General features: G+C 60.7%; 11 protein-coding genes. 7 read left to right on the top strand and 4 right to left on the bottom strand.

Annotation, left to right across the window (positions count from 1 at the left end; all coding sequences use genetic code 11):
* Positions 1-60: 60 nt before the first annotated feature.
* A complete protein-coding gene (locus I8E17_RS17445; protein ID WP_113366691.1) occupies positions 61-891 on the bottom strand; it encodes a MerR family transcriptional regulator in 831 nt (276 codons plus the stop codon).
* 222 nt (positions 892-1,113) lie between these two features.
* Here I8E17_RS17445 and I8E17_RS17440 point away from each other — a divergent pair, with 222 nt between their 5' ends.
* Both I8E17_RS17440 and I8E17_RS17435 read left to right on the top strand, forming a co-directional pair.
* Positions 1,114-2,385 carry a 4-aminobutyrate--2-oxoglutarate transaminase gene (locus I8E17_RS17440; protein WP_113366690.1) on the top strand — a complete coding sequence of 424 codons (1,272 nt, stop codon included), beginning with the start codon at positions 1,114-1,116 and terminating at the stop codon, positions 2,383-2,385.
* 71 nt (positions 2,386-2,456) lie between these two features.
* On the top strand, positions 2,457-3,938 hold the full coding sequence (locus I8E17_RS17435; RefSeq protein WP_113366689.1) for an NAD-dependent succinate-semialdehyde dehydrogenase: 1,482 nt from the start codon (positions 2,457-2,459) through the stop codon (positions 3,936-3,938).
* 5 nt (positions 3,939-3,943) lie between these two features.
* On the opposite strand, the gene I8E17_RS17430 is transcribed toward I8E17_RS17435, so the two are convergent.
* The gene (locus I8E17_RS17430; protein ID WP_219511275.1) at positions 3,944-4,690 is read right to left on the bottom strand and encodes a metallophosphoesterase; all 747 of its coding nucleotides are present in this window, start codon (positions 4,688-4,690) and stop codon (positions 3,944-3,946) included.
* A 405-nt stretch (positions 4,691-5,095) separates the two neighbouring features.
* Here I8E17_RS17430 and copD point away from each other — a divergent pair, with 405 nt between their 5' ends.
* Entirely contained in the window at positions 5,096-5,980 is an 885-nt protein-coding gene (gene copD, locus I8E17_RS17425; protein ID WP_113366688.1) for a copper homeostasis membrane protein CopD, read from the top strand.
* A 74-nt stretch (positions 5,981-6,054) separates the two neighbouring features.
* Here copD and I8E17_RS17420 read toward each other — a convergent pair whose 3' ends face one another.
* Both I8E17_RS17420 and I8E17_RS17415 read right to left on the bottom strand, forming a co-directional pair.
* Complete coding sequence (locus tag I8E17_RS17420) at positions 6,055-6,849, bottom strand: TIM barrel protein (protein WP_113366687.1); 795 nt, start codon at positions 6,847-6,849, stop codon at positions 6,055-6,057.
* Between the two features lie 59 nt (positions 6,850-6,908).
* The gene (locus I8E17_RS17415) at positions 6,909-7,862 is read right to left on the bottom strand and encodes a helix-turn-helix domain-containing protein (protein ID WP_229002127.1); all 954 of its coding nucleotides are present in this window, start codon (positions 7,860-7,862) and stop codon (positions 6,909-6,911) included.
* Positions 7,863-7,948: 86 nt separating this feature from the next.
* On the opposite strand from I8E17_RS17415, the gene I8E17_RS17410 reads away from it, so the two are divergent.
* The 4 genes from I8E17_RS17410 to ugpC all read left to right on the top strand — a co-directional run bounded on the left by I8E17_RS17410 (position 7,949) and on the right by ugpC (position 12,198).
* On the top strand, positions 7,949-9,223 hold the full coding sequence (locus I8E17_RS17410; RefSeq protein ID WP_113366686.1) for a sugar ABC transporter substrate-binding protein: 1,275 nt from the start codon (positions 7,949-7,951) through the stop codon (positions 9,221-9,223).
* 177 nt (positions 9,224-9,400) lie between these two features.
* On the top strand, positions 9,401-10,261 hold the full coding sequence (locus I8E17_RS17405) for a sugar ABC transporter permease (protein WP_069615394.1): 861 nt from the start codon (positions 9,401-9,403) through the stop codon (positions 10,259-10,261).
* Positions 10,258-11,094, top strand: a complete 837-nt coding sequence (locus I8E17_RS17400) for a carbohydrate ABC transporter permease (RefSeq protein WP_069615353.1) — start codon at positions 10,258-10,260, stop codon at positions 11,092-11,094. The genes I8E17_RS17405 and I8E17_RS17400 overlap by 4 nt, the downstream gene beginning before the upstream one ends.
* 15 nt (positions 11,095-11,109) lie before the next feature.
* Positions 11,110-12,198 (top strand): sn-glycerol-3-phosphate ABC transporter ATP-binding protein UgpC, encoded by a 1,089-nt coding sequence (ugpC, locus tag I8E17_RS17395; RefSeq protein ID WP_113366685.1) that lies wholly within the window; start codon positions 11,110-11,112, stop codon positions 12,196-12,198.
* Positions 12,199-12,219 lie beyond the last annotated feature (21 nt).

The raw sequence follows: 12,219 nt of genomic DNA, 5'->3' as shown, positions 1-12,219 counted from the left end.
CTGAATTCGCCTTTCGTCCGTTCTATAGAACAGACGGGGCGAGAACCATACCGGCGCCTGTCAAAAAGTCGGCGGCGTATTGATCCAGAGCAATATGGTCTCACCATCATGGCGGTTGCGCCAGGAATGATAACGGCGGCTTTCAAAATAAAGGGAATCACCCGGCAGGAGATCGAAGAACTGGTCGCTGTCGAGCACCAGCTCCAGGCGACCGGCGAGAACGTGGATGAATTCCTCTCCCTCGTGGCGATAGGCGCCTTCGCTCGTCGCACCAGGTGCGAGCACGAAGCGATGGCAGTCCATCATCGTCCGTCCTTCGGCAAGAAGCTGGACAGTGACGCCCGGCGTCGTCGCCGGCCAGGAACGCCATTCGCCTGACCGGATGACTGCGGAAACATCCTCGCGCTCCTCACCAGACAGACGCGATACCGTTGTGCCATAATAATCCGCGAGGTCATGCAGCGTCTTGAAGCTGACACCCTGCGAGGTGCGTTCCAGGGTCGAGAGCGTGGACGACGTCATACCCATGTCGGCGGCAACTTGCTCCAGCGTCTTGCCGGCGGCGTGGCGCAGCGAGCGAAGTCTGCGGCCGATATCCGAAGAGGCCAGTTGCTCGCCATTCTCCGATCCGGCGGCACCGCCCTCCTCCATCTCGAGCGCTTCGCGAATCGCCGCCGGATTGAGGCCGCGCTCGGCGCGGAACCAGGAAATGCGCTTCAGCCGCGCCACGTCGTCGGCACTGTACTGACGGTGTCCGGTCTCGGAGCGGGAGGGGACGACAAGTCCCTGGCTTTCCCATAGGCGCAAGGTGGAGGCCGATACGCCGGCAAGACGCGCCGCTTCCGCCACCTTGTAGCGCACGGGGTAGCGCTCCGGCTCGATGCTGCTCATTTGCCAATATCCCTGATTTTCGTCTTTCGATCCGTTTAGCATGGATGGCGCGGCTTAGCGCGCCTTAAAAGCCGCGCGGCGCTCCATGGGAGCCTTTCGCGCGTTCTTGTCACCCGCACAAAATCTCGCTTGAAATCTTGCAGGAAAAATGTAGGAGTTTTCTAAATAACTTGCAGAACTTCTGCAAGATAATTTGAAAACGCCTTCCTTGGAGCCACTGCAATGACCTTGACCGAGCGGAAGAACGCCGCCATTGCCCGCGGCGTCGGCATGACGACGCAGATCTATGCCGATCGCGCCGAAAATGCTGAGATCTGGGATAAGGAAGGCAATCGCTATATCGATTTCGCCTCCGGCATCGCCGTGGTGAATACGGGCCATCGTCATCCCCGCGTCATTGCTGCCGTCAAGGAACAGCTCGATCGCTTCACGCATACCTGCCACCAGGTCGTGCCCTATGGGAGCTATGTGCATCTGGCCGAGCGGCTGAACGCGATCGTCCCCGGCGACTTCGCCAAGAAGACGATCTTCGTGACGACGGGCGCGGAAGCGGTCGAAAACGCCGTGAAGATCGCCCGCGCCGCCACCGGCCGTTCCGCCATTATCGCCTTTGGCGGCGGCTTCCACGGCCGTACCTTCATGGGCATGGCGCTGACCGGCAAGGTCGCGCCCTACAAGATCGGCTTCGGCCCGATGCCGGGCGATGTCTTCCATGCGCCCTTCCCGGTACCGCTGCACGGTATGAGCGTCGAGCAGTCGCTGGCGACGCTGAAGAAGCTCTTTGCAGCCGATGTCGATCCGCAGCGCGTGGCCGCGATCATCCTCGAGCCCGTCCAGGGCGAAGGCGGCTTCTATCCGGCGCCGCCAGCCTTCATGAAGGCGCTGCGCGAGATCTGCGACCAGCACGGCATTCTCCTGATCGCCGACGAGGTACAGACCGGCTTTGCGCGCACCGGCAAGATGTTCGCGATGGATCACCATGAGGTGGCGGCCGATCTCGTTACCATGGCAAAGAGCCTCGCCGGCGGCTTCCCGCTTGCCGCCGTCACCGGCCGCGCCGAGATCATGGATGCACCCGCTCCAGGCGGCCTTGGCGGCACCTATGGCGGCAATCCGCTCGGCATCGCCGCAGCCCATGCCGTGCTCGACGTTATCGCAGACGAGGGCCTGTGCGACCGCGCCAACCAGCTCGGCTCGCGCCTGAAGCAGCGGCTGGAATCGCTGCGTCACAAGGCGCCTGAAATCGCCGATATCCGCGGCCCCGGCTTCATGAATGCGGTGGAATTCAATGATGCGGCGACCAAGCTGCCGAGCGCGGATTTCGCCAACAAGGTGCGGCTGATCGCGCTCGACAAGGGGCTGATTCTTTTGACCTGCGGCGTCTATGGCAATGTCATCCGCTTCCTGTCGCCGATCACCATTCAGGACGGCATCTTCAGCGAAGCGCTCGACATTCTCGAGGCATCGCTGATCGAGGCGAGCGCCTCGCATTAACGAAGCCGACCCGCGTAGTTCCCTTATCCGTCCGTGCAGCCTGCCGGGCAAAATCTATCGGAGTGCATAGCATGTCCTTTACAACAGCAATGACCAAGCATGTTCCCTTCTCTTCGCGCCTCCTGCGCGCCGCCGGCTATATCAACGGCGCCTGGACGGGCGGCGGGGCGACGAAGACCTTCGATGTCATCAATCCCGCGACCGGCGAAGTGCTTGCCTCGCTGCCGGATATGGGCGCCGCCGAGACGGCGGCCGCCATCGACGCTGCCTATGCCGCGCAGGTCGCCTGGGCCGCCCGTCCGGCCAAGGAACGAGCAGCAACCTTACGCAAATGGTTCGATCTCATGATCGCCAACGCCGATGAGCTGGCCGCCATCCTGACGGCCGAGATGGGCAAGCCGCTGCCGGAAGCCAGAGGCGAGATCCTTTACGCCGCCTCCTATGTCGAATGGTATGCGGAAGAGGCCAAACGCATCTATGGCGAAACCATCCCCGCGCCGTCCAACGATAAGCGCATGATCGTCATCAAGCAGCCGGTCGGCGTCGTCGGCACGATCACGCCCTGGAACTTCCCGGCCGCCATGATCGCCCGCAAGATCGCACCGGCGCTTGCCGTTGGCTGCACCGTCGTTTCGAAGCCCGCCGAACAGACGCCGCTGACGGCGATCGCGCTGGCCGTGCTTGCCGAAGAAGCGGGCATTCCCGCTGGCGTCCTCAACATCATCGTCGGCCTTGACGGCCCAGCGATCGGCCGCGAGCTCTGCGGCAATGCGAAAGTGCGCAAGATCAGCTTCACCGGCTCGACGGAAGTCGGCCGCATCCTGATGCGCCAGTGCGCCGACCAGATCAAGAAGGTCAGCCTCGAGCTTGGCGGCAATGCGCCCTTCATCGTCTTCGATGACGCCGATCTCGACGCCGCCGTCGAAGGGGCCATGGCTTCGAAATACCGCAATGCCGGTCAGACCTGTGTCTGCGCCAACCGCATCTATGTGCAATCCAACGTCTACGACGCCTTTGCCGCCAAGCTTGCCGCGAAGGTGGGCGAACTTAATGTGGGCGACGGCTTCAAGCCGGGCGTGACCGTTGGGCCGCTGATCGACGAACAGGGTGTCGCCAAGGCCGAAGACCATGTTCACGACGCCGTTTCGAAGGGTGCTCGCGTCGTGCTCGGCGGCAAGCGCATCGAAGGTGCCGGCACATTCTTCGCTCCGACCATCCTGACCGGTGTCGACCGGAGCATGAAGGTTGCCCGCGAGGAAACCTTCGGCCCCGTGGCGCCGCTCTTCCGCTTCGAAACCGTCGAGGATGTCATAGCGCAGGCAAACGATACCGAATTCGGCCTCGCGGCCTATTTCTTCGCCGGCGACCTGAAGAAGGTGTGGCGCGTGGCGGAAGCGCTGGAATACGGCATGGTCGGCATCAATACCGGCCTGATGTCGTCGGAAACCGCACCCTTCGGCGGCATCAAGCAATCCGGCCTAGGCCGCGAAGGCTCGCGCCACGGCGCCGACGACTATCTGGAAATGAAATACCTCTGCATCGGCAATCTATAGCCACTTCATGTTGAGGTGATGTGAATGCGGCCCTGCCACAGCCGGGCCGCACTCAGCCGATCGGTGTAAAAGGCGCCGGTATCGAGATTGAGCCTGAGACCATTGACTTCGGCCCGCTGGACCGGCGTGTGGCCGTGGATAATCAACTTCGGCAGCGGCTGTGCACTATCATAGAAGCGGGAGCGGATGAAGACGAGATCGTCGTCTTGCTGGTCGGCAATCGACCGATCCGGATCGATGCCGGCATGGACGAACAAGGCCTTCGGCGTGTCCAGCAATATCGGCAGGCGACGCAGGAAATTGACATGATCGTCCGGCAACCAGGTTCGGATGAACGTGTCGAGCTTCTTCCGCTTGGGATATAGCTGCTGCAGGCGAGGGATATCCACGCCATAGGAGGCGAGTGTCGCATCACCACCAAGCGCCACCCAATCCTCGAGCGATATCTCACCATCGACATAGGCCAGCATCGCCATCTCATGATTGCCGGTCAGGCATATGCGGTCAAAACCGTTCGGCGGCGGCGCCATGAGGCGGCCGACCACCTGCGCCGACGCGGGACCGCGATCGATGAAATCCCCCAGCATGATGATGAGCTTTCGGCCGGGAAGCCCCGCCGCGTCTGCAAAAATCTTGCGCTCCAGTGCACTGAGGAGATCGTAACGGCCATGGACATCACCGATGACGTAGGTGGGCATGTCGAGATGTTCGAGCCACTCCCGGCGCCGACGGTGGCCGAAGCCATTGGCCATTTTTTCGCGTATCCTGGATGCCGCCATGAAACTGCCTTTCGAGCGTACACCCCGGAACGCCTCAACTGTGCCTGCAAAAAGGACTCAAAAGCGACGATTCTTTGCCAGAAAGGCAGAAATCATCGCTGATGATGGTTCCACGGCAGACCTCGGCCTGCGGCACCAACCCGCCTTGCGGCAAAGCGTCCCGAACGGCGCCTTTATGCATGGAGAAAGTTGACAGTGCGTATCCGCAATCTTATCGCGCTGACCACGTTGGCGCGAGAAATTCCCGCCGTTCAACCCGAGAAAAACATGAGTGCCGGGCAGCTTCGGCATATTGGCTGCCGGATTGCCGACGCAAACGACATGCCTCAAACTGGAACGTCCCATTCATGGCGCCTGTAAACTTATCGTGAAACCCTGATGGAAACGACGACAGCGCACCAACTCTGCCGCTTCCTGCATGACGCATCCCTGATGTTTCTGTGGGGCGCCTGTGCCTATCTCTCTCTGTTCGTGCCGAGAGCGCTTGCCGACACCATCTGGCGTATGGCTGCAAAACCGTTTTTGCTGATTGTTGCGATTGCGGTTTTAACGGCACTGGCCGCATTGCCGGTGACGACGGCGAATATCGGCAACGGCTGGAGCGATGCGCTCAATGCCGACATGATGCATGACGTGGTTGTCGAAACCACAGTCGGGATAGCGTGGCAGGCACAAGTGCTGGCGGCCATCGTGATGGTTTGCACCTTGCTGTTGCCGCAAGGCCTGCGCCGCCATGGACTGGCTCTGGGCGCCGGCCTCGGCCTTGCCTCGCTGTCATTGACCGGACATGCCTCGATGCTGGAGGGATGGATGCAGCAGGCGCACCGGGCCAATGATATCCTGCATGTGCTTGCAGGTGGCGGCTGGCTGGGGGCGCTGGTGCCGCTGATCCCTATCCTCAAGCTTCTCGGTCGGCCGGAATGCCGGGCGGAAGCGCAAGTGGCGTTGCGCCGGTTCTCCAATGCCGGGCACGTAGCAGTCGCGCTCGTCATCCTCTCCGGCATCGTCAATACGCTGCTGATCCTGAAACGCCTGCCGACGGACTGGTCTTCGCCCTATCAGACGCTGCTTGCCATCAAGATCGCGCTGGTCGCCGTCATGGCGATGCTGGCCATCATCAACCGTTACGTCTTCGTTCCCTGGATCGGCCGCAAGCCGGCCCGCGCATTGTTGGCCCTCCGGCTTGGAAGCATCGCCGAGATCGGCATCGGCATTGTGGTCATCGGGCTCGTCGCCGTCTTCGGCATGATGGAGCCGGTCTAGAGCCGTTTCGCTTTTCTTCGAATCGCGAAAATGCTCTATCTCTTTGTTTTTACGCAATTCCTGGCGGAAAACCGCTACGCACTTTTCCTGGAATTGCTCCTACAGCCGAGCGATTTCACGACAGCGCGAACGGCTGCCGGATCCTGCGTCGTCGGCTTGTATTCCAGGCCCACCCTGCCACGATAGCCTTGGGCGTCTAGCCAACCTAGCCGCTCCGCCAGATCGATATCGCCGGTGCCGGGATCGTTACGGCCGGGATGATCGGCAATATGGAGATGGATGATGCGGTCGATGCGATCGCCGATGACCTCACGCGTATCCTCGCCCATGACGGCCGAATGATAGAGATCGTAGACGATGCCCACTTCCGGGCGGTCGACCTCGTCGATGATATCGAGGCCTTCCACGGTCGAGGACAGATAGTAGCCGGCATGGTCTATCTTTGTGTTCAGCGGCTCGAGGCCGAGCCGCACGCCCGATCCTTCGAGAATATCGGCGCCGGCGCTGAGGGCAGCGACGATGGCCGCCCGCTGCTCGGTGCGGGAAAATTCCGGCAGATCATCGCCGGCCTGGGCGATCAGAACCGGCGCGCCAAGGCGCTGGGCGACGGCAACGGACTGCCGCAGCCCCTTGAGCCAGCTCTCTTTGTTTGCCGGATTCGTCAGGGCAATCATCGGCTCGGCGACGATGCCGGACACAGCAATGCCGGTCTCGGCCACGGCAGCCGCGATCGCATCCAGGTCCTTGTTGGTCCAGCGCCAGAATTCAACCGCATCGAGTCCCGCGGCATGTGCCAGCCGGACACGATCGGCAAAAGCGTCGCCATCGCGCGAGAATAACCACTCGATACAAGCCGAAAACTCCCGCATGAAATTCTCCTCCCTCATCGGTCAGGAGCAATGCGCGAGATCGCCCATGACTGCAAGTCTCACGAACGATAATGTTGCTGCGGCGGTCGATGCATCGAAGGCTTGATGGCTTCGACGTTCATTGCCGATAGCACGCGCATGTCGCGGCGGAAATCGGAAGGCGTCATGCCGGCAATATGGCGGAAGGATTTGTTGAAGGCACTGATCGAGCCGAAGCCGCTGTCCATCGCCACCTGCAGCACATTGGCCCCGTCGCGCATCAGCATCGCCTGGGCGCGCGAAAGGCGCAGCAAGCTCACATATTTCGCCAGCGTCATGCCCGTCGATTTCTTGAAGAGGTTCATCGCATATTTCGGATGGAGATTCGCTGCCTTGGCGATATCGACCGTATCGATGTCGTGCAGGAAATTTTCGGCGATGAAATCGCACATGCGCGCCAGGCTGCGCGAGGATTGCGGATGGGCCTGATCGTTGGTCAGGCTTTCCTGCTTCTCCGGCACCATGCGATAGGGCTCGAAGGCGATGCGCTCCAGGCGCAGGAGAAGTTCCGCGACGGCATGTTCGGCCTTGGCGCCGTCCTCGGACATGACATAGCGGTGCCATCGGGCGAAATTTTCGTCGTCGGCGGCGTCGGTCGCCGAGCTGATCAAAGTCTGCCCGCGAATGAGGCGGCCTGAGATATCGAGCGGCAGCCGCAGGCGGAAGAAATGCACAAGCGGCAGATGCGCGCCCGCATAGATCGAATCTTCCGACAGCTCGTCCAGCTGATGCGGCTGACCGCCCCAGAAAAGGCAGATCTCGCCGGCTCTCAAAGTAAGCTCGTGATCGCCGATGCGGTAATGCACGGTGCCGCGGACGATGTAATTGACTTCCACCTGCGCGTGCCAATGCGGCTTTGCCATCGGCAACGGGTGGTTATGAAACATCTGCAGGACGTTTGGGAGCCCTTCGACACTGCTCGCCCCCGGCTGATAAACCGCCCGTTGACCCACCTTACTTTTCGCCAAGTCGATGTTCCTTTTTTAGGAGACAGAAGCGTACCGACAGCTAGTTTAAGCGTGTTCTCTTGAGGACGGCAATTGAAAAGGGAGGATTTTCAATGCGTTTAAAACTTGCTGGAGCGACGGCCCTTGCTGCCCTGCTCGCTTCCGGTTCTGCCTTTGCTGAGCAAACCACCATTACGGTCTGGAGCTGGAACATCGCCGCATCGGCGCTGAAGTCCACAGTCGAGGCGTTCAACAAGAAATATCCTGACATCAAGGTCGAGGTTCAAGACATCGGCAACCCGCAGGTCTTCGACAAGATGCTGGCCGCTTGCGCCGCCGGCGGCGACGGCCTGCCTGACGTCATGTCGATCGAAAACCACAAGGCTTCGATCTTCTGGAACCGCTTTCCGGACTGCCTGACCGATCTCACAAAGCTTGGCTACAACGACGAGCTGAAGAAGCAGTTCCCGGATTTCAAGCGCGCCGAGCTTGAAGTCGGCGATGCCGCCTACGCCATGCCGTGGGACTCCGGTCCGGTCACCATGTTCTATCGCCGCGACATGTATGAAAAGGCCGGCGTCGATCCGGCAACGATCAAGACCTGGGACGATTTCATCGCCGCCGGCAAGAAGATCTCCGCCGCAAATCCGGGTGTCGTCATGACGCAGGCCGATCTCAACGGCGACAGCGAATGGTTCCGCATGCTCGCCAACGAACAGGGCTGCGGCTATTTTTCGAGCGACAGCCAGAGCATCACCGTCAACCAGCCCGGCTGCGTCAAGGCACTGGACAAGGTGAAGGAGATCAAGGACGCGGGCCTGATGACCGCGGCGAACTGGAACGAGAAAATTCAGGCGAACACTGCAAGCAAGGTGGCATCGCAGCTCTATGGCGGATGGTATGAAGGCACCGTCCGCTCCACCTCGCCGGATCTCGCCGGCAAATGGGGCGTCTATCCGATGCCGAGCATGACGGCTGACGGCCCGCATGCAGCCAATCTTGGCGGTTCCTCGCTCGCAATCGCCAGTGGCTCCAAGCACAAGGAAGCCGCCTGGAAATTCCTTGAATACACGCTTGGCACCAATGAGGGCCAGGTGACGATGCTGAAGTCCTTCGGTCTCGTGCCGTCGCTGTTGACGGCGGTCAAGGATCCCTTCGTCAACGAACCGCAGCCCTATTGGGGTGGGCAAAAGGTCTGGGCCGATATCCTCGCCACCCTGCCGAAAATCAACCCGAGCCCAGGCACCCAGTATTTCAGTGACGCCGATGAGGTCATCAAAGCCGTTCAGACGAAATATCTTGCCGGCGGATATCCAAACGGCAAGGCTGCGCTCGACGACGCGGCCCAGCAGATCGCCTCGGCGACGGGCCTGCCGCTCGCGAAATGATTGACACCACCGGGCGTGCCTCCCAAGCCGCGCCCGGCATCCCCGCCGCTCTAGAATCAAAGAAGTAGAGCGCGACGTCGTCCGAAAACCGCCTACACTTTTCGGCGTCACGCTCTAGAGGGCGGCGGGGATGTGATGTTACGCATCATTTTTCTGCGCATAAAGGAGAAGGCTTTCATGCGGTTGCGAAACCGGAGCGCCTATGCGTTCCTTGCACCCTATCTTCTGGTATTCGCCGCTTTCTGGGTCTGGCCGATCATCGATTCGTTTCTGATCTCGTTCCAGAATACCCGTGTTAATCCGTGGACCTTCAATCTCTCGCTCAATTGGGGGCGGCTGTTCGGTGATCCGGCATTCTACAACGCGCTTGAAAACACGTTGATTATCCTGATCGTCCAGGTGCCGGTCATGATCACACTCGCCACGGTCATGGCGGTGCTGCTGAACTCACCGCTGTTGAAGGCCCGTGGCATTTTCCGCTTCGCTTTCTTCGCGCCCGTCGTCGTTGGCGAGGTCGCCTATGCCGCGGTCTTCCGCCTGATGTTCAACGTCGATTTCGGCATCATCAACAAGCTGCTCGGCAGTGTGGGCATCGCGCCGGTGTCGTGGTTCGCCGATTCCCACGCCGCCATGGTGCTCATCGTTATCGCCGTCACCTGGCGCTGGGCGGGTTACAACGCCATCATCATTCTGTCCGGGCTGCAATCGATCCCGGAGGATGTTTACGAGGCCGCAACCCTCGACCGCGTCAGCCGCTTCAAGCAGTTCATCCACATCACACTGCCACTCCTGAAGCCGATCATCCTGTTCTGCGTGGTCCTATCCGTCATCGGCACCATGCAGCTCTTCACCGAACCATATCTGATCACCAACAGAGGAGGCCCCGGCGGCGGGACGGAAACGCTCGGTCTGCTGCTCTATCGCCAGGCTTTCCAGTCGACCAACTTCGGCTATGCCTCGGCGATCGCCTATACGATGGCGGCGCTTGCGGTCGTCATCTCTCTTCTCAATCTCTGGGTGGGGCGCGAACCGAAATGAAATCAAAATCCAGATCCACTCTGATCCGCTCGATCGCCTTGCATGGCCTGCTGGCGCCGCTCGCCATCATCTGGCTGTTTCCGCTCTGGATGATGTTCGTCTTCTCCACCATGCCCGATTACGGCATTTTCAGTCCTGGCATCATCCTGACACCGTCGACTGGTTTCATGGACAACTTCCGGAACCTGCAGGCCGACACCAACTTCGTCGGCGCGATGACGATCTCCATCGTCGTTGCGGTCATCTACACCTTCCTGTCGGTGCTGCTGACATCAATGGCTGGATGGGCGCTGGCGCGCTATCAGTTCGCCGGCCGTTCGGGCGTCATCGGCATCATCCTCGGCACCATCACGCTGCCCTACTCCGTCGTCATCATTCCGCAATTCATCATGGTGGCACGTGATTTCGGGCTGGCGAACACATGGGTTGCGCTGATCGTGCCGCCGCTCTTCAACTCACTCGGCGTTCTCTTCATGCGTCAGGCTTTCTCGATGATGCCGGGCGAACTCTTTGATGCCGCCCGCGTTGAGGGCGTCAAGGAATGGCAGATCTTCCTGCGCATCGCCCTGCCGCTCGCAAGGCCGACGATGGCAGCACTCGCCATCATCCTGTTCCTGGCTTCCTGGAACAACTATCTCTGGCCGCTGCTCATCAACTCCCGGCCGGGGATGATGACAGCGCCTGTCGCGCTCGGAACGCTGATCGGCCTCACAAGGGTCTCCTGGGGCGGCATCATGGCCGGTGCCGTAATGCTGACGGCGCCGATTCTCATCATCTTCGTTCTCCTGCAACGCCACTTCATCGCCGGCATTGCCGCCGGCGCAATCAAATAATTCCGGGAGATCCGTATGGCTGAACTTTCTCTCACCAATATCGTCAAACGCTATGGTTCGCTGGAAATCATCCACGGCGCCAATCTCGAGGTGAAGGACGGCGAATTCGTCGTCTTCGTCGGGCCGTCCGGATGCGGCAAGTCCACGCTGTTGCGCATGATCGCTGGGCTGGAGGATATTTCCGGCGGCGAGCTCAAGATCGGTGGCCGTATCGTCAATGACGTGGAACCGGCCGATCGCGGTATCGCCATGGTTTTCCAGTCCTATGCCCTCTACCCGCACCTGACCGTCGAGCAGAATCTCAATTTCGGCCTGCGCATGAACGGCAATCCAAAGGCCGACACCGACCGCCGCGTGAAGCAAGCGGCCGAAATCCTGCAGATCACCGAGCTGATGCAGCGCCGGCCGAAGCAGCTTTCCGGCGGTCAGCGCCAGCGCGTCGCCATCGGCCGCGCCATCGTGCGCGAACCGCAGATCTTCCTGTTCGACGAGCCGCTCTCCAACCTCGATGCCGAACTGCGCGTGCAGATGCGCGTCGAAATCTCGCGCCTTCACAAGAAGCTCGGCACGACGATGATCTACGTCACGCACGATCAGACGGAAGCCATGACGCTTGCCGACAAGATCGTCGTGCTGCGCGGCGGCAATATCGAGCAGGTAGGTGCGCCGCTGGACCTTTACGACGACCCGGCCAACCAGTTCGTCGCAGGCTTCGTCGGCTCGCCGAAAATGAACTTCCTGCAGGCCGAGGTGGCTGACAATCAGCAGGGCCGCATCGCCGTCGTGCTCAAGGGTCAGCGCAACATCCGCCTGACGTTGCCCGCCTCCTCGGCAAAGGTGGAAGTCGGCCAGCCGGTGACGCTCGGCATCCGCCCGGAACATTTCCTCGAAGCCGGACGCGGCGATGTGGACATGACCGTCGATGTCGACGTCGCAGAACATCTCGGCAATACCAGCTACATCTACGCCAATATCGAAGGCGGCGAGCAGATCGTCATCGAGCGCGAGGAATCCCGCAACACGGGCAACCGCGACAAGCTCACCGTGGCACTCTCCGCCGCCAAGACATTCCTGTTCGACGGCGCCGGCAACCGATTGCGATAGGCGCTGCCAATCCTCCCAAGA

Source organism: Rhizobium sp. AB2/73 (assembly GCF_020871915.1).
Classification (GTDB): Bacteria; Pseudomonadota; Alphaproteobacteria; order Rhizobiales; family Rhizobiaceae; genus Rhizobium; species Rhizobium dioscoreae.
The sequence above is the reverse complement of the archived record's forward strand: the minus strand, read 5'-3'. Positions and strand labels throughout refer to the sequence as shown.